This is a genomic window from Jeotgalibacillus malaysiensis, from assembly GCF_044789845.1.
GTDB lineage: Bacteria > Bacillota > Bacilli > Bacillales > Jeotgalibacillaceae > Jeotgalibacillus > Jeotgalibacillus malaysiensis_A.
Genome location: NZ_CP085252.1, coordinates 1,285,515 through 1,306,640, shown reverse-complemented (window position 1 = coordinate 1,306,640; position 21,126 = coordinate 1,285,515). Strand labels below are relative to the sequence as shown.

Here is a 21,126-nt window from a genome sequence, read left to right as displayed (position 1 = left end):
TCACACGTCCCTTCCTGCCGCAGGAGTCGCCCCCTTCCGCTCCAATCATCAGCTGTGCAGAAACAACAATGATTTTTAACAAAGTTAAAATAAAAAACCCGGACAGTTTGTCTCGGGTTTTCTAATCATTTCACTGTATTTTAATATGATGTCATTCAAAAATTAATTTTTCATTGTGACAATTTCATTATTTAAATATACTCATTCATCCAGCCTGTCAGGTGATTCAGTCTTTCGAGTCTGAGTTCAGGTTTTCCTGTTCTTGAGAGGTTATGGTCTGATTCAGGGAATCTGACAAGGCGTGTTTTTTTCTCTTTTCTTTTCAGAGCAATGTAAAGCTGTTCTGCCTGTTCGATTGGGCAGCGGTAGTCGTTTTCGCTGTGCAGGATCAATAGTGGTGTTTTGATCTGGTCTGCATAGGCAAGCGGCGAGTGCTTCCAGAGTGTATCAATATCGCCAAGGTCCGCCTGGATCTGCCACTCGCTGAAGTAGTAGCCGATATCACTGACACCGTAGAAGCTGATCCAGTTACTGATGCAGCGCTGCGTGACTGCTGCTTTAAATCGGTCTGTATGGCCTGTGATCCAGTTCGTCATAAATCCGCCGTAGCTTCCGCCTGTCACACCCAGACGATCGCGATCAATGAAGTCGAACTGCTCAAGCGCCCCGTCCACTGCTGCCATCAGGTCACGGTAGTCTCCTCCGCCATAATCACCTCTGACTGCATTAACAAAGGTCTGACCGTAGCCGTGGCTTCCGCGCGGGTTTGTATACAGCACTGCATAGCCTTGAGATGCAAGCAGCTGCATTTCATGGAAAAACGTATTGGCATACATGGCATGCGGTCCGCCATGAATATTTAAAATCATTGGTGCATCTTCTCCGTCTTGATAACCTGCCGGCTTCATAAACCAGCCGTGGACTGTATATCCGTCTGTGCTTTCATAAGAGACCGTTTCCGGCGCTACAATTTCAACTTCGTCAAGCAGCTGCTGATTCACGTGCGTCACCTGCTTCGCTTCTCCTGATGGAACATGAATCACATGAAGATCTCCTGGATTTTCCGTTGTACTGATCGCAGCAGCTATTTTTTGTGAATCACCATGTACATCAAAGCCGTATACGTGATGGTTTCCTTCGTAAGCCGGGTATACTTCTCCTTCAGTTGAAGCGTAATACAGATTGACGTTCCCTTGATCTGTAATAACGAAATAAAGGCTGTTATTATCAGCCCAGACAGCACCCTGTACACTTGCTCCCTGCTGAATGTCACCAATTGCAAAATCGCCGACCGGTGCATCAATTCCTTCGGTCAGACACTCAGCACGACCGGATGACTGGTTCCATACCCAAAGCTCAGTGTGCGTTGCATTTTCATACGTTCTGCCTGAAGCGGTGAATGCCAGCTGATCGCCTTCAGGAGACCAGGCTGCAAATCCAACGTAGCCTTCAGCTGTCCTGATATGCGCTTTACTGTCATCTTCAAGATTATAAAGATACAGTTCATTGTTAAATGAAAAATCTTTATCTTCTGCGTCAGCATCTGTTGCGTAAGCAAGCTGCTTTCCGTCAGGTGACCATGCAAATGGTGAATAGCTGTCTTTCCCTTTTGTCAGCTGACGCAGTTCTTCTGTTTTCAGATCAATGATGGCGATTTGCTGCTTCTTATCATCAAGCAGGCCTGCACCATCTGCTTTGTATTTCATTGAATCTGTGACAAATGGCTTCAGCTTTTTATCTTCATCTTCTTTTTTCTTCTCTTCATTCAATGCATCTTCCGGCTCAAGTGATACTGTAAAAGCAAGTTTTCCGCTGCACGGTGACCAGACCGGATTCCCTGCCCCGTTTTCGATATCAGTTACCTGTTTTGCTTCTCCGCCGCTGACAGGTAAAACGTAGAGTTGGTTTTTTCCGGAGCGGTTTGAGACAAATGCGACTTTTCTGCCGTCCGGTGACCATCTTGGAGAGGACACTCTGTTGTCTCCGTATGTCCACTGGTTCAGCTCTTCGCTTTCCTGATCATATAAAAATAAGTTTGATGAATATGTATGTTCTTCATTGATATGTGTTTTGACGAATAAAATATGTTTGCCGTCCGGTGACCATCTCGGATCGGTCAGTGATTCGATTTTATACAGATCTTCTGCTGTGATTTTGCGCTTTTGCGTCATGAAATCTCCTCCGATAAATCAGATATTTCGGCTTTCGAGATAAACCGCTTGTTCTATTATCAGATTTATTTGTGAATAATGCAAACATAATCCAGTTGTAAATTCAGAAAATCTGTGTAAAATGATATAGAACACACGTTCGTTATACAGGAGGAGATTTCAATGACAAAGATTCCAGGTGAGGATCGGGACCGGCTGGAGAATGCTTTTTACCTGCCGATGGTTTTGAAGATTCTTGAACGTGATCAGATTGTGATTGAAAAGAGTGGTGTGAAGCTCCCGAGACCTTATATTGAATTAATTGAAGAAACGATGATTGCCGTTCAGCGTGAGCTTGCAACCCTGAAAAAGTATATGAGAGATCACGATATGAAGGTCGTAAAATTAAAATCTGATGAAGCTTTCACCATGTATCTTTTTGTGTACCAGGGTTATGAAGAACAGCATAACTATTTCAATCCACGGCTCAGAAATCACGTTGAAAATCTGCTGAGATATTATTTGATCGGCCGTTTAAAGTCGCTGTCGCCACCGTCATCAGGGTTGATCCGTTCATGATCTGCGTGTTCAATTCTGTCGAGGTATTCAGCAAACCCAAAGCGTTTCTTATTCAGCCTCGACTTGTAGGTGTCTTCTGACTTTTCACGGATCTCATTGATGTTTTGATGCAGCTTAAGGGAGAGTACTGAGGCTTTCAAATACTGCAGATGCGTTGCGCGCCGTGAGATTGGAAGTGTAATCGTTCTGTCTCCTGACAAAGTAAGTGTTGTTTCATTGCTCAAATCATCATTTTTTTCCATACTGACAACGTGATTGAGTGCAATCCAATAATTTTTCTTATTTGAGTCGGAATGGGTCGAGAAGAAATAAATATCTGATATCGGATCAACAACGATGGGAGGCTTATGACTGAAGCTGGTGAGGAATCTTGATGAGGTTTTGCGTCCTTCGTAGGATGAGAAGTAATATAAACACGAGTGCTCCATAATCTCCATTGGTTTCATATCGACTGCAAAAGGTAATCTTCCTTTTTCATGAATAATCGTTCCTGTTAAACCGCCATCTTCAATCCTCGGTTCTAAAATCATTGTACTTGCACTGACAGTGTATGTTTCCTGGGCTGTCATAAATTCCATTTTATCACTCCTTTATATTTTTATGGGATTATCATATACCAAATATCATTCAGATGTATACATAATTTTTATCAAATATGTTCGTGTCGTCCCGAACAATCTGGTATAAATCCTGCTTTAAATTCATATTGTCTAAAAATTTAAAACTTTCTGTTGATATTATCGCTGATATTCTCTATAATGAAAAAAAGTAGCAGAGGTGATGAAGATGGAAAACAACAAATCGTTCGCAGAGTTTATGAATGAGTCAACCGTCCCTCAGAAACAATCCAGTGAAATGACGATGATGGAGATTTACGTGGACATGGTATTAAATGAAATTCTGGTCCGTCATCGCAAGGAACAGCTTGTAACAGCTATTAATGAAGCGTTAGATAACAAAGATCAAGACGCTTTTATGAAGTACTCAGCAGAATTAAATACATTAGAGGACACACACGGTGTGTAGTACTTGAGCCCCCTGCAAACAGGCAACAAATATGCAGGGGGTTCAACTTTTGTCACAAAATTGCCCGTTCCAGAGTGGCATTTCAGGCAAAAATCATGAATAATAGACATATCTAAAACAATTCATGATAAGGAGCCCGCTCATGCTGACTGAAGAACTGAACAGCACATTCCTGCTCATCATCGAATGGGGATTCGTTGCAGCCGTGATTGCCGCAATTATTTTTGTACTTTATTCAATCCGACGCGCTCCGCGTATGAAAACTGCTTTTTTATGGCTGGCTGCCCACCTTGGTCTGACGATGATTGCCTATATTGTATTCTTTATGGGCCTCAGCGGTGGTTTCAATGACCCTACAGTTGAAAATGTATCAGATGAAATTCATTTTCTGCTTGGCGTGGCAGGATTGATCTGGCTGACTGGTATGCTATGCCTCATTTTAAGCATCCAGCTGCTGAAGGATCAGTTCCGTGCTAAAAACTACACACCCATTCAAAGCGACAAAAAAGAAGGCTGAGATGCCTTCTTTTTTTAATTCCACCAGTTTCCAGTTATGGTAGAATTGAAGCACGACTGATTGACAGGAGGACATTATGCAAAAAAGAGATGTATCAGAATCCACAGAAGCTAAGGAAAGTTCTTTATGGCTGTTTTTCTTAATTTCTCATGGGACGAAACTTTTTGGCGCTACGTTTTCATGGCTGTCATGCTATATCACTTTCTACTTCTGTTTACCCACTACACCTTTTCAATCCAGGGCAGCAAGTTGATTCATCGTACATTTCTGATGAATTGGCCTATTCGCAGAAGAGAGCTGAATCACTCAGACGTCAGCCAGATACAATTCACACACGAGAACTGGTCAGCGAAAGCCGATGTCATCAAGACTTATAAAGGCCACTCCCCAAAGCTCTATAAATATAACGATAAAGACCTCTTCCACCATTTAGAAGACTACTGCTACGAATACAGAGTCCCGCTCAAAAAATCAAAAGGCTACCTGACCCTTGAAGATATGTATGACAAACAAGAAAGAAACACCTGACTTCTAAAAGTAATAAAAGTGACGGATCATTCCGTAGACTCCTGCGGAAAAACGATCGTGCGAGACCCCGGAAGGCAGTGCCCTTCTGCCTGAGGAGGCTCAAACGTTCGTCCGCGGAAAGCGAAGGAATGATCCGGCACGATTTTGAAATTCATTAAAAAAACGCAGACTAATCAATCAGTCTGCGTCTTTCTTCAGGTGTTGGCAGCTTGCACGACTGCTTTTTCCCGAACCAGTGAAATCTGTTTCTTGCAAAGGAATCATACGCCAGGTTACGGATTGGCCGCGGCACAATCAGCAGCAGTGATAAAAACTTCACCGGGCTATCGAGTGACCGGCAGATCCTCAGCGCAGCGTCAGATTTCGTATATAGCCTGTCCTGCTCGACCAGCAGTACAGAATCAATCATTGGCGGCACGTCAAATGTCGTGCGCATTTTGTGTCCGACTTCCCCCTGCAGCGATGCAAAGTGAAAGTAGCCGGCACGGTCATGCTTCATAATGAATTGAACGCTCCAGTCACACACATTACAGTCACCATCGAACAATACAACAGCTGACATTATTCACTTCCCCTTTCCTTACCTTCCTTACCATACACATTTAATAAAGCGCCAAACAGCAATACAGCAGCTGTCAGGTAGAACCAGATCATCATAATCACGACAGATGCCAGCTGACCGTATAGCTGACGGTAATTTCCATAGCCGACAAAAAGAGAAAACCCTTCAGAGATCAGCTGCCAGAAAATCACGGCGAATATTGCACCGGGAAGCACGTCCTTCCACGATAGTCCGTGCTTAGGCAAATGCCTGTAGAGCACCCAAAAGAAGACAAACAAAATGACGGTACCAATTCCCCACCTGACCGGCGTCCATAATACGAGCCAGTCCGCCTCAAATAAAAAGGTCTCTTCCGCGATTCGCTGAACCACATTTTCCACTAAAGGAATCAAAATCGTCAGCGGTAAAATCAGAGCAAAGCCGATTGTCAGGAAAAAGTCGCTAACCAGGCCCTTTAAATAGCTTTCGCGCCTCTTAATTTTATAAATATCCGTTAATGACCGGACCAGTGATTGAATGGCCATTGAAGCAAGCCACATTGTAGACAGAAAACTGATTGAAATAATCGTTCCCTGCCCTGAATCCAGAATCGCTGTTAAGTTTGATTCAATCAGGCCATACGTTTCCTGAGGCGCATACGGTCTGATGACTTCAATCAGGTCATTCGATGTAAACGGTAAAAAGCTGGTGCTTGAAACGACCATGATTAAAAAAGGAAATAATGACAGCATAAAATAATAAGCTGTCTGTGCAGCATGATCATAATAGCCCTCTTTAAAAAACCGGCTTCCTGCATACTTTATTCTGTTTTTAAACATCTTTTTCTCCTCCAAAAACACGTAGGGTCTGCTGACTGCCCTTATGTTTTCCCTTATTGAAGAAAAATTAATCCGTTAGCCGCCTATCAGCATATATACTGATAAAAATACAATAGACCCAAGCACAACAATCATGACATCCGCCCCCAAAAATGCAAGCAAAAATGCAGCCGCTGCGCCGGCAATGCCAAACCAGATATCGTCCTGTATAAATAAAATGCCTGGAAAAATAAGTGCACCGAGTACTGCGTAAGGAATGTTTTTCAGTACACTCTGAAAAAACGGAGGAAGCTCTTTTCCTTCAAGTACAGTCAGCGGGAGCACACGCGGGATATACGTCACAATCGCCATACCGATAATAATCAGGATCATATTCATTTGAGCTCAGCCCCTTTCCTGAGTCCCATCATGACTTCAACTGCCATGGCAGAGATCAGCGTCGATGCAGCAATTGCCCAGCCGGTATCAAGCAGTCCGCTTAATGTAAATACACTGTTTAACACAGCAGCAAGTCCCGCAAGATAGACAACCTTCATTTCTTTCTTTAAGGAAGGAACTAAGAGACCGACAAACATCGCATAAAGCGCGATTGACATTGCCTGCTGCAGAAACTCAGGAAGGCTGGCCCCGATTACGTGACCGATACCGGTATTTATAACCCAGCTTCCGTAGGCGATCAGCATCACCCCGAATGCAAAGCCGGTTGTCGTCTTTCCTTCCCTGGTCGCAATAACAGTAAAGGTTTCATCTGTCAGACCGAACGCATAAATCGATTTTTTCGCACGCGTTTCAGGCTCCATCTTTTCATTTAAAGAAGCTGACATTAAAAAGTGCCTGATATTAACGATAAATGTATTAAAAATAATCACAGCAGCTCCTGCGCCTGCTGCGATCAGTGATAATGAAATATATTGTGCAGCCCCCGCAAACACAAGCAGACTCATTAATACTGATTCAAATAAAGTAAGCCCCGTCGTTTTTGCAAGCAGTCCAAATGTAAGTGCAACCGGCAAATAGCCCACAGCGATACTGACCCCTGCTTTTATGCCGGCTCTGAAGCCTGATTTCTGTTCACTGACTGCAGCCATTTGCATAATTAAACCCCTTTCTCTTTCAGCGTGAATCGTTTACAATAAATTCAACAAGACAATTTATTATATTATACAAATGTACATTATAATAAACAACCCGATGAGGTGAATTTTTTGGATGAAATTAAAAAACAGCTCGGAGGTAATCTCCGGCTGCTGAGAAAAAACAGGGATCTGTCACTGGACAGACTTGCGCAATTAACCGGCGTCAGTAAAGCCATGCTCGGTCAAATCGAACGCGGTGATGCAAACCCTTCTGTCGGCACGATCTGGAAAATTGCCAACGGTTTAAAAATATCATTTTCTTCCCTGCTCGCTGCGCCAGTAAGTGACGTTACTGTCATCCGTGCTGAGACAGTTGAAATGCTCGAGGAAGATCACGGCAGATATCGGGTCTATCCGATCTTCACATTTGATCCTGTCAGACAGTGGGAAGGCTATAGGGTGGAACTGGACCCGGGCTGTCATTATCAAAGTGAAAGCCATGGCAGCGGAGTGGAAGAATATATGACTGTTATTGAAGGCGCACTGATTATGATCATTGCAGGTACAGACTACATTTTAAAAAGCGGTGATTCTATTCGCTTTAAGGCGGACCAGCCTCATGATTATAAGAATGAGGGGAATGACCGCACAGTCTGTCAAATGGTGATCCATTATACAGAGGGATAATCCTCCAATCTGACTGCGTTTAAGGGGACCATGCATTTTTTATATGGTCCCCACCCCGCCACATCCACTCTTTCCTGACACCTCACTAATTTACTCCCACTCGATTTACTTCCCCTTGAACTCAGGCTTTCTCTTTTCAGAAAAGGCAATCAGCGCTTCTACTCTGTCTTCTGTCGGAATCGTAATCTCATATGCTTTTCTCTCAATCTTTAACCCCGTCTGAAGGTCCGTATTCATACCGGCCTTAATTGCATACTTTGCCTGTTGAAGAGCGACGGGTCCATTTGCAAGTATCGCTTCAGCGAGCGCCAGCACTTCATCATGCAGAGTGGCCTGGTCAACAGCCTTCGTCAGCAGTCCATATTCATACGCTTCTTCCCCGGTAAATCGTTTGGCAGTCAGAATCAGTTCGAGCGCCTTTGCTTCTCCTATGATTCTTGGAAGCCGCTGTGTACCTCCTGCCCCTGGAATAATCGCAAGGCTTGTCTCAGTCAGTCCCATCTTCGCCTTACTATCCGCTACTCTGAAATCGCACGCCAGCGCAAGCTCCATTCCGCCTCCAAAAGCATGTCCATTGATCTCGGCAATAACAGGCTGCGGCAGTGCTTCAATCGTACTGAATACCTCTCCAATTTTATAAATATTCCGCTTTACCTGCTGTTCAGTAAGCGTCTTTCTTTCCTTCAGATCCGCTCCGACACTGAAGGCTTTATCCCCTGCACCTCTTATCACAACAACTCTGACGTCTGGATTAATCCTTAAAGCTTCAGCTGTCTGCCCAAGCTCTGACAGCATCTGATAGTTAAATGCATTCATTGCTTCCGGACGATTTAAAGTGATCGTTGCAATCCCATTTTTCTGTTCAAGTTTTATCGTTTCCATGACTGAATCCTCCTCAAAATATGTAAGCACTTTCATTTACATATTGTAGCACTCGTTCACGCTTCCTGCACATTCATATCCGTTTAGTTTTAAGCCCGCGTGGTAAACTGTAATTAGCTGAGTGAGGGCATGAGAGAAGGTGTTTGTGACGAAAAAAGTAGCTGCTTACCGCATTTATAAAATTGTAACGATGGCTGTTAAGTTTTTTCTGCAGGTGTATTTTTTCAACCGCAGATACCGGGGCAGGTGGGATCCTTCCGTTGAGAAAAAATGGTCTGACCTGGCCGGCAAACAGGCCCGGGAATATAAACAGACTTCATTAAAGCTTGAAGGACTTATGATTAAAGTCGGTCAATTCCTATCAACACGGGCTGATATTATGCCACGCTCGTTTATTATTGAACTAGAAGGCTTAACTGACCGCGTGCCTCCCGTTCCATGGGAAAAAGCGAAAGAAGTCATTGAAGATGAATGGAATACCGATTATGGCGAAATGGTCCATAAAATTTCAGAAAAGCCTGTAGCTTCTGCCTCTATTGGAGATGTCTATCACGCATGGCTACATAACGGTGATTCTGTTGCAATAAAAGTTCAGCGGCCGGGGATTGATTATATTATCCGCACGGATTTTAAAGCAATGAAAATCGTCATCTGGCTTGCCAAGAAATTTACGAAGTTCGGGAAGCAGGCTGACCTTGATGCATTGTACAGTGAAATGGTCAATGTCATTGGTGATGAACTGAACTTTAAGAAAGAACTGCAAAACGGTGTGGCTTTTGAAGAACGCTTTAAAGACACTGAAGGCGTCATTGTTCCAAGGTATTACGAAGAGTATACAACCCGCCGCGTACTCGTCATGGAATGGATAGAAGGTTCAAAGATAACGGACCTTTCCTTCCTTGATAAGCACGGTCTGAATCGTGAGGACCTTGCCGAAAGATTACTTCTGTTATTTGTAGATCAGCTGTTAAATGAAGGAATGTTCCATGCAGACCCGCACGGCGGCAACATTTTAATTAAATCAGACGGCACGATTGTCCTGATTGACTTTGGTATGGTGGGCATCATTCGGAAAAATGACGCAGAAGCTGTACAGCGCGCAGTTGAAGGTGTCATCTTTGAACGTTACGGAGAAGTGGTCAGTGCCCTTGAAGACATGAAGTTTCTTCTTCCATCAGCAGATAAGGATATTTTAGAGGAAATTGTGGAAAGAGTTGTCGCAGTCTATAAAAGCGGTGACTGGCAGGACGGAGAAAGCCTGATGATGGAAAAGCTGCTTGAGGATGTTCAGGATATCGTCAGAACACAGCCGATTCAGCTCCCAACTGAATTCGCATTCTTCGGCAGAGCACTTTCAACATTTACAGGTGTCATCTATACGATCTATCCTGAAGCTGACTTTATCGAAATGGCACGCCCAACAATTGTCCGCTGGACTGCTGACCGTGGCGGTGAGGGGACTATTGGACAAACTGTGCTGAGAACGATTCAGCCTTACCTGTCTTTCCCTTCAAAAATACTTGATGCATTAGAAGAACCAAAGCGCTACAGAAGATCAATGGAAGCATACCGGAAGAAAGACAGCCGCATGAAAGACCTTGCCGGCAGAAGAAGAGAAGCCGTGTATTTTACACTGATTCCATTTACTGCCCTTCACGGCGCAGTCTTTCTCGAGGAATGGCTGATTGCCGGCGGTGCCGGATTGATTACCTTATTCGGCCTGATTCGGGTGAGAACAATATCCCAAAAAATCCAGACTGACTATGAGGAGTGAAGAACATGACGGAAGAACCAAAAGTAGAACGTGAACGCAAAGGTTCAAAGGGACCTTTTGAGGCTAAGCTTGAAGGACTTGAAGATGGCTACAGAGTAACCGTCCGCGGAAATAAAGAAAAAATTCAGCAGCAGCGTCAGGTCAAGCTTTCGTTTATTGAATTTTTGAGAAAAGCGGATGTTGCCGGTTATCCGATCCTGTTTCCTTTTAATTTGATTCTGAGATTCTTTTCAGGATATAAGAAACCCAATTTGTAAGGTGGTTCGTGAAAACACTCCGTCATGGGTTGGCGGAGTGTTTTCATTTTATATGACAGGTTTTCTGCCGCTCTGACTATCTTCGCATAACGGCCATTCTATTTATTGGATCATGGGTGATCATATATGGTTCAGCGGTACGTGGAATTGAATAATCTCTTTGATTAATTGACTCATTCCCTCTTTAAAGCTATGGATTTGACTCACTGGAAAGAATAATTGTACCATCACCCAAATTAATTGAATCACCTCCACCCACAATTGAACGCCGGTTTCATACCATACAAAAAAGAAGACAGGTCCCCCCTGTCTCCTCCCATTCATATAAAGTCCTACGACTGCTTCACCTGATCACGCAATGCTCTTCTCAAAATTTTCCCCGTTGTATTCTTCGGTAACTCTTCAATGAATTCAATCACTGTCGGCACCTTGTATTTCGCAAGCTTTTCAGCACAGAATGCCAGCAGATCATCTTTTGTGACGGACTCGTCTTTTAAGACAACATATGCATGTACAGCTTCACCGAAGTTTGGATCCGGCACACCTACGACTGCAGCTTCAACAATTGCCGGGTGCGTGTATAGAACTTCTTCCACTTCACGCGGGTACACGTTGTAGCCGCCGACAATGACCATATCCTTTTTACGGTCAACGATATAGAAGTATCCTTCTTCATCCTGCTTCGCAAGGTCGCCTGTATAAAGCCAGCCGTCACGGATTGTCACTTCTGTTTCTTCAGGCATTTTGTAATAGCCTTTCATCACATTCGGTCCCTTTACGATCAGTTCGCCCACTTCACCAACCGGTACTTCTTCGCCAAGCTCATTGACGATTTTATTTTCAACATTTGTAATCGATGTACCAATTGAGCCGGCTTTTCGATCCCGGTCAAGCGGGTTAAAGCACGTAACCGGTGCTGCTTCAGACAGGCCGTAACCCTCTGAAACTCTGACATTGAATTTATTTTCAAAGTTTTCAAGCAGTGCAACAGGCAGTGATGCTCCCCCTGAAATGCAGAGACGCACACTTTCAAAGCTATTACTGTCCGCTTCAGGATATTGAAGCAGGAAGTTATACATTGTAGGCACGCCTGCAAATACGGTTGCTTTATGTTTTTCAACAACATTAAATACATCTTTCGGACTGAATCTTGGTACAATCAGCATTGTTCCGCCATTGATCAGCGGTGCATTCAACACAACTGTTAACGCAAATACATGAAACATCGGAAGCGTTGTGACGACGCGGTCATCTCTGGTGATATTCAGGTATACAGCTACATCCTTCGCATTTGAGTAAACGTTTTCATGCGAAAGCATAGCGCCTTTTGGCTTCCCTGTTGTACCGGAAGTATAAAGAATGATGGCTGTATCATCTTCATTTAATTCAGGTCCTTTAAATACAGGCTGCTGTGTGCCGATTGCCTGCGTAAAAGCAATGACTTTTCCTTTTACTTCTTCAGGAAGTGCTTCAAGCTTTTCAGCCGTTCCCTGCTCTGTCTCACATACAACGTAATGAGCAACTGAAGGCAGTGCTGCATGTGCTTTTTCAATCAGTGGCAGCAGCAGATCAAGTGCAACAATTGCTTTTACATCCCCATCACGAATGATATAAGCAATTTCATCCGGTGTATAAATCGGATTAATCGGGATCACTGTAGCCCCTGTTCTGAGTGCTGCATACATCGCAATCACAAAATGCGGCGAGTTTCCGAGCAATAGTCCTACGTGGTCCCCTTTTTTGATGCCAATGCTGTCAAAGTAATTAGCCATTTTATTCACAGCGCCATTCAGTTCAGCATATGTAGCTGACTGATCCAGAAAATGATAGGCGGTTTTGCCGGCAAACTGCTCAGCAGCCTCCTGTAAACGATCTGATAAATTCAACCAATCCATCCCCTTTTACGTTTGGTTATATGTCCGCTTTTGTGAATGAACAGTCATTCATTAAAGATCACAAAGAAGCGAATATTCACACTAATTATAACGGAGTGACGTGTGGTAATCAAGATAACGCTTTCATTGAGTGGAAATTAAAAGACTGGACAATGGCCCAGTCTCTTTTAATTTAAGCTTAGTATAATAAATCAATAAACTCTTCACGATCAACATCTCCAAAGTAATGCTGCAAATCCACACCTTCAAGCGCTTTATCAATTTCTGCGCGCTCATAGCGTGTGCCGATCAGCTTTTGTTCTATTTCACTTACATCGCCAACCCCAAAGAAGTCGCCATAGATTTTGCAGTTTTCAATGCTGCCTTTTTCTACATCAAGACGAACATCAATGCTGCCTACCGGGAATCTGTGTGAGTGCTGCAGGTTGAACTTTGGTGATTTTCCGAAGTTCCACTCCCACTGCTGATAGCGCTGCTCAGAAAGTTCATGGATCTTTTTCCAGTCCTCTTCAGTCAATACATATTCTTTAATTTCTTCTTCACTTCCAAATATGTGACGCAGAATGAGCTGCTTAAACTCTTCAATCGTTACTTTTTCTTCAAGGAACTCAGAAATGTTAGCAACACGGCTTCTGATTGATTTAATTCCTTTTGATTCAATCTTGTCTTTTCTGACTTTAAGTGAGGAAACGACATGATCAATTTCTGAATCAAACATAAGTGTCCCGTGACTGAACATTCTTCCTCTAGTAGAGAACTGAGCGTTACCTGAAATTTTTCTTTCTCCGACAAGCAGGTCGTTTCTTCCTTTAAGCTCTGCTGGAACACCAATCTGGTTTAATGCATCTACAACCGGCTCAGTGAACTTTCTGAAGTTATGAAAGCTTTCACCGTCATCTTTAGTGATAAAGCTGAAATTCAGGTTACCGAGATCATGATAGACTGCTCCTCCGCCTGAGAGCCTGCGAACGACCTGGATATTGTTTTTTTCAACATAATCTGTATTGATTTCTTCAATCGTATTTTGGTTTTTACCAATGATAATGGATGGTTTATTAATATAGAACAATAGATAAGATTCTTCTTCTACATTTAAATTCTTTAGTGCATACTCTTCAATCGCAAGGTTAATTTTTGGATCCGTGATTCCTTTATTATCGATGAATAACATGTGATTTTCCTCCTTGATATGTAATGGTCAGTCCTGATGATGCAAGCAGTGTTTCACCACTGTATACTTCCTGTGCTTCTTCAAGCAGCTGATTCAGGTCGCCAAAATGAGGAAGATGGCTCAGTATCAGTGTTTTCACTCCTGCCTGATGCGCGATTTCTGCAGCTTCAGTACTGGTCATGTGCCCTGCTCCTGATGCATCCATTCCCTTATAAAAATTAGACTCAGCAATAAGCAGGTCTGCATTTTTTGCAAAAGGAATAAACGACTCCTGATAAGCAGAGTCTGCTGTAAATACCATCGTACCTGACTCACTCTCAATACGTACAGCATAACACGGCACTGGATGGGTAGTTTTTAAAAAGGTGACTGTAAAAGGACCAATGTTAAGTGACTGATCAGGATGATAGGCTTCACTGCTCATCTGATCTTTATATTGAAGCATCTCAAAACCCTGCTGATCTTCAGTATGCCCGAAGGCTTTCACGTGAAAATCTTTGTTTTGCAGAAAGTGCTGAATCAGCAGTGCATGGTGCAGGACGCCAATATCAGCTGTATGGTCTGCATGATAATGCGTGATCAGCATGGCATCAAGCTCTTCAGGTGAAATGTAGCGTTGCAGCTGTGCTAGTACACCACTTCCACAATCAAGTAACAGCTTGAAATTGTCTTCTTCAATTAAATAACCTGTGCTCGCTTCACCTGCAGCCGGGTAGCCTCCCCAAAATCCCACAACGGTTATCTGCATGACAAAAGCCTCCTCTTATGCGTTTTCTACCTTTTACTATACTTCAAAAAAAATATCTTTTCACTTATCTTCTTTTTTTCAGAATATTCCTTGACTTTTCATCCTCTGTTATAATACAATACATATAACAACAAATTAGTACTAGTACAAAACATAAAAGAGAGGCTGATGATCATGCTTGAAAACGTAATGGAATTCTTCAGAAACCTGCCGCCAAAGAAATGTGCATCTTGTGGAGAACATATGGAAGAGCAGGCTGAAGCTTATACAACTGTCTGCAGCAAGTGTGTAGGAACACAATAAAAAAAGCGCCAATCGGCGCTTTTTTTATTGTTCTATAAAGTTAAGTGCCTGACGAGCTGCTGCTTCCCCCTGATCAATACAATCAGGCAATCCGATTCCATCGTAGGAAGCGCCCGCGAGATAAACACCCGGGTAGCTTTTTTCAAGCTTTGTTCTGACATCAGCCATTCGTTCTCTGTGACCGACTGTATATTGTGGCATTGCTTTTTTCCAGCGGGTGACGATTGTAAAGTCTGGCCTGCTTTTCACTTTGATGATTTTATTTAAATCATCAATGACGATTTTCTCAATCTGGTCGTCAGACAGATCTACGACAGTTTCATCTCCTGCGCGGCCTACATAGCATCTGAGCAGCACTTTTCCATCAGGAATCGTATGCGGCCACTTTCTATGCGTCCAGGTACATGCTGTAATCGTATAATCGCTGTTTCTTGATACTACAAAGCCTGTGCCATCAAGAATATCCTCTACTTCATCTTTGTCAAAAGCCATTGCGACTGTTGCAACAGAAGTAGCCGGAACTTCTTCGATCTGACTTAATAGTCCTGATTCTCCGAAAACTGCTCCTGCAGTATAGTGAGGCACGGTGAAAATCACTGAATCAGCTTCAATTTCAGTCCCGTTGTTCAGGGACAGCGTATATTTCTCACCACGGCTGATTGATTCAACCCTGGTTCCTTTTAACATTTCACAGTCCGTTAACAATGATTCAAGCTTTTGGACAAGTGATTCAAGACCCGTAGACAGCGTTAAAAACATACTCTGTTTTTTAGCACCGGGCTTTCTCTTTGCTGCAGGTGAAGTCTTTTTCATACCTGCAATCAGACTTCTATGGTCCTGTTCAAGCTTCCCGAACTGTGGAAAAGTGGCTTGAAGGCTGATCTGATCAATATCCCCTGCATAAATACCGGACAATAATGGCTCGATCAGATTTTCAACCACTTCATTTCCAAGTCTTCTTCTGAAAAATGTGCCGAGCGACTGATCCTGCCGATGATCTGATTTAGGCAGAACAAAGTCGCCGGCAGCTCTCAGCTTACCAGTTAATGAGATCAGATCTGTGATCAGAAAAGGCTTGATTTGAGTAGGGATGCCCATGATCGCGCCGCCTGGCATCGGATGCAGCTTATCATTGACTAAAATAAATGCCTGGCCTGTCGCATTAGGTACCAGCTTGTGATCCAGCCCAACGTCTTTGATCAGCCGCCCCATACTTTTCTTGCGCTCAAGAAATGAATCCGGTCCGCGTTCAATCACAAAGCCATCCTGTACCACTGTCTGGATTTTCCCACCGAGACGGTGGTTGGCTTCAATGATTGTAATACTTGCGTCCAGCTGTTCGTTATTTATTTTTTCCTGTGCCCGGTATGCTGCGGCAAGACCTGTGATCCCGCCGCCAACAATGACAATTTTCCGCTTTGACTGTGTCACAGTAATCATCACTTTCTGTAAACTGGATTTTCAATATAAGCTTAACCTAATGTCTTCATTACTTTATCTGTCATTGCCTCAATAAATAATGGCTGTGTGTTCGGCATTTCCGGACGGAAGTAGTCAGCACCAATCTCGTCTGTTACAACCTTGCACTCGTAGTCGTTATCATAAAGTACTTCCAGGTGATCGGATACGAATCCTACCGGGGTGTAGACGAATGCAGTATAGCCATGCTGTTCATGCAGATCCTTTGTCAGGTCCTGAACGTCAGGTCCGATCCATGGATCAGGTGTGTTTCCTTCACTCTGCCAGCCGATTTCGTAGTTTTTAACCCCGGCCTGCTCCGCAATCAGGTCTGCTGTTTCCTGCAGTTGGTCAGGATATGGATCGCCTCCTGCAAGGATCTTTTCAGGTAAGCTGTGCGCCGATACGATCAGCACTGCTTTTTCACGCTGTTCATCAGTCATGCTGTCAAATGTTTCTTTTACTTTTTCAGACCAATATTGGATGAATTTCGGCTCATCGTACCAGCTTTCAATAGAAGTAATTGATGGTCCGCCGACTTCTTCAGCACGGTCTTTTGCACGCTTATTGTATGATTTTACGCTGTACGATGAAAAGTGTGGTGCGAGTACAATTGAAACTGCTTCTTCAATACCGTCTTTTTTCATTTCATCTACTGCATCTTCCACAAACGGTTCAATATGTTTCAGACCAAGATACATGACAAATTCAATGTCATCCTGTACTTCATTCAGGCGTGCAGTGAGGGCAGTGCCCTGTTCCTCTGTAATGCGTGCAAGTGGTGAGATACCCCCGATTGCATTATATCGGTCTCTTAAGTCTTCAAGTAACTCTTCAGATGGCTTTCTGCCTCTTCTGATATGTGTGTAATAACGTTCAAGATCATCTTCTGAATATGGCGTACCGTAAGCCATTACAAGAAGGCCCATTTTTTTCTTTGACATGTCTATTCCACCTCATTAGCAAAATTTGTGCTTCTCTATTGTTGTAGCAGACAAGCCTTTAAGCTTCCAATGATCTGCTTTTTAAATGTGTTAGCGGGCAGTATATTCCTGAACGAATGCCGTCAGCTTTTTCAGCGTGTCAGGCTGCACTTCAGGAAATACGCCGTGCCCAAGGTTAAAAATGTGCCCTGGATGCTTCATGCCTGCATCTAAAATTGGTTTTACATGCTTTTCAATAATATCCCAGTCACAAAGTAATAGTGACGGATCAAGGTTACCCTGAACGGTTTTCGTTACGCCTTTTTCACGCGCTTCTTCAATCGACAGTCTCCAGTCAAGACCAACCACGTCAAGCGGCAGATCATTCCAGTCTTTTGCAAGATGAGCTGCACCAACGCCGTGCATAATCAGTGGTATATTAAGCTCTTTTAGTGCTGCAAAGATTTTTTCCATGTGCGGCTTAATGTATGTGCGGTAGTCCTGAACGTTCAACGTCCCTACCCATGAATCAAACATCTGGATGGTACCCGCTCCTGCTTTAACCTGGGCAGTTGTGTAACGGATCGTCATCTCAGCAAGCTTGTCCATCAATGCATGCCATGCAGTTGTTTCCTGATACATAAACGCCTTTGTCTTATGATAATTTCTTGATGGTCCGCCTTCGATCATATAGCTTGCGAGCGTGAATGGTGCACCGCCAAAGCCGATTAACGGCACGTTTAATTGTTCAGTTGTCAGTAATTTAATCGTTTCAAGCACGTAAGGTACATCCGCTTCAGGCTCGATCATACCAAGCTTCTCAATATCCTGAACAGATTTGATCGGATTATGAATAACAGGACCAATGCCTGACTTGATCTCAACATCCACACCGATCGCAGGAAGCGGCGTCATAATGTCTTTATAAAGTACCGCAGCATCCACCCCGTAATTTTCGACCGGTAATCTTGTTACATACGCGCAAAGCTCCGGCTGGTGGGTAATTTCAAATAAAGAGTATTTCTCTTTAATCGCACGGTATTCAGGCTGGGAGCGGCCCGCCTGCCTCATATACCAGACAGGTGTATGCGTGACTGCCTCTCCTCTTGCTGCCTTTAAAAACGTATCATTAAATGAACTCATAACGAGTGTAATCCACCTTTCAAATGTGCTAGTTATTTTACAGAAATCTGCTAATTTTTCTTCGCTCTTGATATCCGTTTTTAACTATAGCCCTTTTCTATATCAGTGTATACCAGACACCCGTAAATGTCATAAAATCTCCTCTTTTCTCAACGATCAAAAGCCTTTGAAGTGGTTAACGGGGCTGAAAAAGGGTATAAATAGAATTGTAGTCAGCGTAAAACTGAAATCGAAATGGTAAGGAACATAAATGAGTCGAGGAGGAATTGTGATGAAGAAAATTTACATGACTTTTGGGACGCCTGACTTTTTACATAAGTTTCAGGAGGAAAACCCAAACGAAACAATGGTACAGATGCTTGGGGAGGATACCGCGCTGTTAGTTCATGAAACTGAAGGAGATACACTCTTTAACAGCCCGAGAAAATATGAAGTGTTTGAAGAATCCGGTCACCTGACTGAAAACGGCTTTTTCGTCTTTAATAACATTCCTGTATCAGATGAGGGCCGTCCGGTATTTGAACACCGCTTTAAAAACCGTGCAGGACTGATTGAAGAAGAGCCTGGATTCATTGCGATCCGTGTATTAAGACCAGTTGATTCAGATACGTATGTAGTCCTGACTCAATGGGATGATGAGAAATCATTTAAAGACTGGCAGACGTCCCAGTCATATAATAAAGCACACGCAAAACGCGGCACGTCAGAAGGAATTGATCATCAGAAATCAATATTCCCACGCTCGTCGTTTGTGACGAAGTATGTCGGGCAGACAGAGCAGTAAATAAAGTATAGAAAGACCACGCTTGTTGTGAGCGTGGTCTTTTTGTATAAGCGGCACAGCGGGGACGGAGTTGTGTGTTCCATTTTTAGAATCATTCTAAAAATGAACCACTGAACTCCGTCCCCAGTGATACGCCTAAATAATGTAAAACACTACTTCCTCAGCAGCCCCTTACGATTTGCATAAATCGCCGCCTGTGTGCGGTCGCTGATTTCAAGCTTACTCAGCACATTGCTCACATGCGTCTTTACTGTTTTAATCCCTATGTATAACTCATCTGCAATTTCCTGATTCGTGAGCCCGTCTCCGAGACACTTCAATACATCCATTTCTCTTTCCGTCAAATCCTCATGAAGTACTCTTTCTTTCGTTCTGAAGCGGTTCATCAGCTTACTTGCCACCTGCTGTTCAATGACAGACTCACCCCTCGCAGCTTTATACACAGTGTCGAGGATCTGGGAGGCGGAAGAGGTTTTCAAAATATAGCTGTGTGCACCTGCTTCAAGCGCGGGGAAAACCTGTTCATCATCATAATAGCTTGTCAGAATAATGATTTTCGTATCAGGTAAAAAGCTCAGAATATCACGCGTCGCATCAATGCCTGTGCCGCCTTCCATCAGGAGATCCATCAATATCACATCAGGCTTTGTTTTTTCAGCGAGTACGGCAGCTTCTTTTCCGTTCACGGCTTCCCCTACAAATTCAATACCTGGTTCAGTCAGCAAATAGGATTTAATACCGAGTCTGACCATTTCATGATCATCTACAATCATAACTTTTACCTTTGTCATATTACACTCCTCCTTCCATAATCGGAATTCTGATTTTAATATATGTGCCCTCGCCTGCTTTTGAACGCAATTCAAACTGACCGCCAATTTCTTCACAGCGCTCCTTCATTGTCTGTAATCCGTATGATGTCCACTTTTTATTTGTCACGTCAAAGCCGTCTCCATTATCACCGACGAAAAGGTAGAAGGATGAGCCCTTCACTTCAGTTCTGATTGTAATTTCGGTGGCATTTGCGTGGCGGAGAATGTTTGAGACAGCTTCCTGTACGACTCTGAAAAGGTGTTCATCAGCACTTTCATGGATCTTTTCCATCTGTTCAAGCTGCAATGAGAACGTGATTGGTGTTTTCTGTTCAAGCTCGAATGCAAGCTTTTCAAGTCCTGTTGACAGGGATTCACCTTTTAAATCAACAGGTCTCAGATGTAACAGAAGCGCTCTCATTTCACCCTGCGCTTTTTCAGCGATTTCCGCTGCCTGACGGACAAGCTTCCCTGCTTCTTTCTGATTGGTCTCAAGCATGCGGACTGAAGCGGATGACAGCATGTTCAATGCAAACAGCTGCTGGCTGACGGAATCATGGAGGTCTCTTGCCAGACGCTGACGTTCTTCAATTACTGCGGCCTGTTGAGCCTGCTTTTCAAGATTTAATCGCTCACTGGAGACCCGCTGCAGAGATTTCGTTTGTTCATTTATGTTAATTGAAAGTTCATTTAATGCTTCTTCAAGTACAGAGATATCATCCGTTTCATGGATCTCCATGGTTTCGCCGGATTTACCTGACGAAAGTCTTGCAACGAATGCAGTCATCTCATGAATGCGCTGGCGCATAATTTTTCCTGAGCGAATACCAATATAGATAGACATGATGAAAAATACGAGTGATGTAATGCCCACAACACCAAGTGAAGCAGCAGTATGAAGAAAAGGGTCTGGAGAAAGAAAAATATATAATTGCAAAATCGTAAACAGCAGAATTGCACCATATAAGGTGAATCTGAAATATTGCAAAATGAACCAGTGATTAAGACTCGCTACTCTGATCATGGCTCCTCC

At 43.4% G+C, this 21,126-nt stretch carries 24 protein-coding genes; 9 read left to right on the top strand and 15 right to left on the bottom strand.

Annotated elements, in window-relative coordinates:
* Positions 1 to 191 precede the first annotated feature (191 nt).
* A complete protein-coding gene (locus LG330_RS07240; protein WP_404408630.1) occupies positions 192 to 2,171 on the bottom strand; it encodes a S9 family peptidase in 1,980 nt (659 codons plus the stop codon).
* A 162-nt stretch (positions 2,172 to 2,333) separates the two neighbouring features.
* Here LG330_RS07240 and LG330_RS07235 point away from each other — a divergent pair, with 162 nt between their 5' ends.
* Complete coding sequence (locus LG330_RS07235; RefSeq protein ID WP_404408628.1) at positions 2,334 to 2,729, top strand: hypothetical protein; 396 nt, start codon at positions 2,334 to 2,336, stop codon at positions 2,727 to 2,729.
* On the opposite strand, the gene LG330_RS07230 is transcribed toward LG330_RS07235, so the two are convergent.
* A complete protein-coding gene (locus tag LG330_RS07230; protein WP_404408626.1) occupies positions 2,669 to 3,307 on the bottom strand; it encodes a competence protein ComK in 639 nt (212 codons plus the stop codon). The genes LG330_RS07235 and LG330_RS07230 overlap by 61 nt on opposite strands.
* 208 nt (positions 3,308 to 3,515) lie before the next feature.
* On the opposite strand from LG330_RS07230, the gene LG330_RS07225 reads away from it, so the two are divergent.
* The 3 genes from LG330_RS07225 to LG330_RS07215 all read left to right on the top strand — a co-directional run bounded on the left by LG330_RS07225 (position 3,516) and on the right by LG330_RS07215 (position 4,800).
* Entirely contained in the window at positions 3,516 to 3,755 is a 240-nt protein-coding gene (locus LG330_RS07225) for an IDEAL domain-containing protein (RefSeq protein WP_039808385.1), read from the top strand.
* Between the two features lie 142 nt (positions 3,756 to 3,897).
* Complete coding sequence (locus tag LG330_RS07220; protein WP_404408624.1) at positions 3,898 to 4,272, top strand: hypothetical protein; 375 nt, start codon at positions 3,898 to 3,900, stop codon at positions 4,270 to 4,272.
* A 126-nt stretch (positions 4,273 to 4,398) separates the two neighbouring features.
* Complete coding sequence (locus tag LG330_RS07215) at positions 4,399 to 4,800, top strand: hypothetical protein (RefSeq protein WP_404408622.1); 402 nt, start codon at positions 4,399 to 4,401, stop codon at positions 4,798 to 4,800.
* Positions 4,801 to 4,969: 169 nt separating this feature from the next.
* On the opposite strand, the gene LG330_RS07210 is transcribed toward LG330_RS07215, so the two are convergent.
* The 4 genes from LG330_RS07210 to LG330_RS07195 all read right to left on the bottom strand — a co-directional run bounded on the left by LG330_RS07210 (position 4,970) and on the right by LG330_RS07195 (position 7,274).
* The gene (locus LG330_RS07210; protein ID WP_404408620.1) at positions 4,970 to 5,362 is read right to left on the bottom strand and encodes a thiol-disulfide oxidoreductase DCC family protein; all 393 of its coding nucleotides are present in this window, start codon (positions 5,360 to 5,362) and stop codon (positions 4,970 to 4,972) included.
* Entirely contained in the window at positions 5,362 to 6,180 is an 819-nt protein-coding gene (locus tag LG330_RS07205; protein WP_404408618.1) for a YihY/virulence factor BrkB family protein, read from the bottom strand. The genes LG330_RS07210 and LG330_RS07205 overlap by 1 nt, the downstream gene beginning before the upstream one ends.
* 75 nt (positions 6,181 to 6,255) lie before the next feature.
* A complete protein-coding gene (locus LG330_RS07200; protein WP_404408616.1) occupies positions 6,256 to 6,558 on the bottom strand; it encodes an AzlD domain-containing protein in 303 nt (100 codons plus the stop codon).
* Positions 6,555 to 7,274: an AzlC family ABC transporter permease gene (locus LG330_RS07195; RefSeq protein WP_404408614.1), complete on the bottom strand. Its 720-nt coding sequence runs from the start codon at positions 7,272 to 7,274 to the stop codon at positions 6,555 to 6,557. The genes LG330_RS07200 and LG330_RS07195 overlap by 4 nt, the downstream gene beginning before the upstream one ends.
* 111 nt (positions 7,275 to 7,385) lie before the next feature.
* Here LG330_RS07195 and LG330_RS07190 point away from each other — a divergent pair, with 111 nt between their 5' ends.
* Positions 7,386 to 7,943: a helix-turn-helix domain-containing protein gene (locus tag LG330_RS07190; protein WP_404408612.1), complete on the top strand. Its 558-nt coding sequence runs from the start codon at positions 7,386 to 7,388 to the stop codon at positions 7,941 to 7,943.
* A 105-nt stretch (positions 7,944 to 8,048) separates the two neighbouring features.
* Here the strand turns inward: LG330_RS07190 and LG330_RS07185 are convergent, their stop codons facing one another.
* Positions 8,049 to 8,825 carry an enoyl-CoA hydratase-related protein gene (locus tag LG330_RS07185; protein ID WP_404408610.1) on the bottom strand — a complete coding sequence of 259 codons (777 nt, stop codon included), beginning with the start codon at positions 8,823 to 8,825 and terminating at the stop codon, positions 8,049 to 8,051.
* A 145-nt stretch (positions 8,826 to 8,970) separates the two neighbouring features.
* Between LG330_RS07185 and LG330_RS07180 the strand changes: the two genes are divergently transcribed.
* A complete protein-coding gene (locus LG330_RS07180; RefSeq protein WP_404408608.1) occupies positions 8,971 to 10,599 on the top strand; it encodes an ABC1 kinase family protein in 1,629 nt (542 codons plus the stop codon).
* A gap of 5 nt (positions 10,600 to 10,604) precedes the next feature.
* Positions 10,605 to 10,856 carry a hypothetical protein gene (locus LG330_RS07175; RefSeq protein WP_404408606.1) on the top strand — a complete coding sequence of 84 codons (252 nt, stop codon included), beginning with the start codon at positions 10,605 to 10,607 and terminating at the stop codon, positions 10,854 to 10,856.
* Positions 10,857 to 11,188: 332 nt separating this feature from the next.
* On the opposite strand, the gene LG330_RS07170 is transcribed toward LG330_RS07175, so the two are convergent.
* The 3 genes from LG330_RS07170 to LG330_RS07160 form a co-directional block, all read right to left on the bottom strand.
* Positions 11,189 to 12,742 (bottom strand): fatty acid--CoA ligase family protein, encoded by a 1,554-nt coding sequence (locus tag LG330_RS07170; protein WP_404408604.1) that lies wholly within the window; start codon positions 12,740 to 12,742, stop codon positions 11,189 to 11,191.
* A 187-nt stretch (positions 12,743 to 12,929) separates the two neighbouring features.
* A complete protein-coding gene (locus LG330_RS07165) occupies positions 12,930 to 13,922 on the bottom strand; it encodes a lipoate--protein ligase (protein ID WP_404408602.1) in 993 nt (330 codons plus the stop codon).
* Positions 13,906 to 14,670 (bottom strand): MBL fold metallo-hydrolase, encoded by a 765-nt coding sequence (locus LG330_RS07160; protein ID WP_404408600.1) that lies wholly within the window; start codon positions 14,668 to 14,670, stop codon positions 13,906 to 13,908. The genes LG330_RS07165 and LG330_RS07160 overlap by 17 nt, the downstream gene beginning before the upstream one ends.
* Positions 14,671 to 14,844: 174 nt before the next feature.
* Between LG330_RS07160 and yhfH the strand changes: the two genes are divergently transcribed.
* Positions 14,845 to 14,973 carry a protein YhfH gene (gene yhfH / locus LG330_RS07155; protein WP_404408598.1) on the top strand — a complete coding sequence of 43 codons (129 nt, stop codon included), beginning with the start codon at positions 14,845 to 14,847 and terminating at the stop codon, positions 14,971 to 14,973.
* Between the two features lie 24 nt (positions 14,974 to 14,997).
* Here the strand turns inward: yhfH and hemY are convergent, their stop codons facing one another.
* The 3 genes from hemY to hemE form a co-directional block, all read right to left on the bottom strand.
* Entirely contained in the window at positions 14,998 to 16,404 is a 1,407-nt protein-coding gene (gene hemY / locus LG330_RS07150; RefSeq protein ID WP_404408596.1) for a protoporphyrinogen oxidase, read from the bottom strand.
* 41 nt (positions 16,405 to 16,445) lie between these two features.
* Entirely contained in the window at positions 16,446 to 17,375 is a 930-nt protein-coding gene (gene hemH / locus LG330_RS07145; RefSeq protein WP_404408594.1) for a ferrochelatase, read from the bottom strand.
* A gap of 90 nt (positions 17,376 to 17,465) precedes the next feature.
* On the bottom strand, positions 17,466 to 18,497 hold the full coding sequence (gene hemE, locus LG330_RS07140; protein WP_404408592.1) for a uroporphyrinogen decarboxylase: 1,032 nt from the start codon (positions 18,495 to 18,497) through the stop codon (positions 17,466 to 17,468).
* A gap of 271 nt (positions 18,498 to 18,768) precedes the next feature.
* Here hemE and LG330_RS07135 point away from each other — a divergent pair, with 271 nt between their 5' ends.
* Positions 18,769 to 19,281: an antibiotic biosynthesis monooxygenase family protein gene (locus LG330_RS07135; protein WP_404408590.1), complete on the top strand. Its 513-nt coding sequence runs from the start codon at positions 18,769 to 18,771 to the stop codon at positions 19,279 to 19,281.
* Positions 19,282 to 19,433: 152 nt separating this feature from the next.
* On the opposite strand, the gene LG330_RS07130 is transcribed toward LG330_RS07135, so the two are convergent.
* Both LG330_RS07130 and LG330_RS07125 read right to left on the bottom strand, forming a co-directional pair.
* Positions 19,434 to 20,072: a response regulator gene (locus LG330_RS07130; protein ID WP_404408588.1), complete on the bottom strand. Its 639-nt coding sequence runs from the start codon at positions 20,070 to 20,072 to the stop codon at positions 19,434 to 19,436.
* 1 nt (position 20,073) lies between these two features.
* Entirely contained in the window at positions 20,074 to 21,117 is a 1,044-nt protein-coding gene (locus LG330_RS07125) for a sensor histidine kinase (protein WP_404408586.1), read from the bottom strand.
* Between the last annotated feature and the right edge of the window lie 9 nt (positions 21,118 to 21,126).

Excerpts from the sequence above, each read along its gene's own strand:
- LG330_RS07240 (WP_404408630.1), bottom strand. The coding sequence starts at position 2,171 with ATGACGCAAAAGCGCAAAATCACAGCAGAAGATCTGTATAAAATCGAA.
- LG330_RS07235 (WP_404408628.1), top strand. The coding sequence starts at position 2,334 with ATGACAAAGATTCCAGGTGAGGATCGGGACCGGCTGGAGAATGCTTTT.
- LG330_RS07230 (WP_404408626.1), bottom strand. The coding sequence starts at position 3,307 with ATGGAATTTATGACAGCCCAGGAAACATACACTGTCAGTGCAAGTACA.
- LG330_RS07225 (WP_039808385.1), top strand. The coding sequence starts at position 3,516 with ATGGAAAACAACAAATCGTTCGCAGAGTTTATGAATGAGTCAACCGTC.
- LG330_RS07220 (WP_404408624.1), top strand. The coding sequence starts at position 3,898 with ATGCTGACTGAAGAACTGAACAGCACATTCCTGCTCATCATCGAATGG.
- LG330_RS07215 (WP_404408622.1), top strand. The coding sequence starts at position 4,399 with ATGGCTGTTTTTCTTAATTTCTCATGGGACGAAACTTTTTGGCGCTAC.
- LG330_RS07210 (WP_404408620.1), bottom strand. The coding sequence starts at position 5,362 with ATGTCAGCTGTTGTATTGTTCGATGGTGACTGTAATGTGTGTGACTGG.
- LG330_RS07205 (WP_404408618.1), bottom strand. The coding sequence starts at position 6,180 with ATGTTTAAAAACAGAATAAAGTATGCAGGAAGCCGGTTTTTTAAAGAG.
- LG330_RS07200 (WP_404408616.1), bottom strand. The coding sequence starts at position 6,558 with ATGAATATGATCCTGATTATTATCGGTATGGCGATTGTGACGTATATC.
- LG330_RS07195 (WP_404408614.1), bottom strand. The coding sequence starts at position 7,274 with ATGCAAATGGCTGCAGTCAGTGAACAGAAATCAGGCTTCAGAGCCGGC.
- LG330_RS07185 (WP_404408610.1), bottom strand. The coding sequence starts at position 8,825 with ATGGAAACGATAAAACTTGAACAGAAAAATGGGATTGCAACGATCACT.
- LG330_RS07175 (WP_404408606.1), top strand. The coding sequence starts at position 10,605 with ATGACGGAAGAACCAAAAGTAGAACGTGAACGCAAAGGTTCAAAGGGA.
- LG330_RS07165 (WP_404408602.1), bottom strand. The coding sequence starts at position 13,922 with ATGTTATTCATCGATAATAAAGGAATCACGGATCCAAAAATTAACCTT.
- LG330_RS07160 (WP_404408600.1), bottom strand. The coding sequence starts at position 14,670 with ATGCAGATAACCGTTGTGGGATTTTGGGGAGGCTACCCGGCTGCAGGT.
- yhfH (WP_404408598.1), top strand. The coding sequence starts at position 14,845 with ATGCTTGAAAACGTAATGGAATTCTTCAGAAACCTGCCGCCAAAGAAA.
- hemH (WP_404408594.1), bottom strand. The coding sequence starts at position 17,375 with ATGTCAAAGAAAAAAATGGGCCTTCTTGTAATGGCTTACGGTACGCCA.
- hemE (WP_404408592.1), bottom strand. The coding sequence starts at position 18,497 with ATGAGTTCATTTAATGATACGTTTTTAAAGGCAGCAAGAGGAGAGGCA.
- LG330_RS07135 (WP_404408590.1), top strand. The coding sequence starts at position 18,769 with ATGAAGAAAATTTACATGACTTTTGGGACGCCTGACTTTTTACATAAG.
- LG330_RS07130 (WP_404408588.1), bottom strand. The coding sequence starts at position 20,072 with ATGACAAAGGTAAAAGTTATGATTGTAGATGATCATGAAATGGTCAGA.
- LG330_RS07125 (WP_404408586.1), bottom strand. The coding sequence starts at position 21,117 with ATGATCAGAGTAGCGAGTCTTAATCACTGGTTCATTTTGCAATATTTC.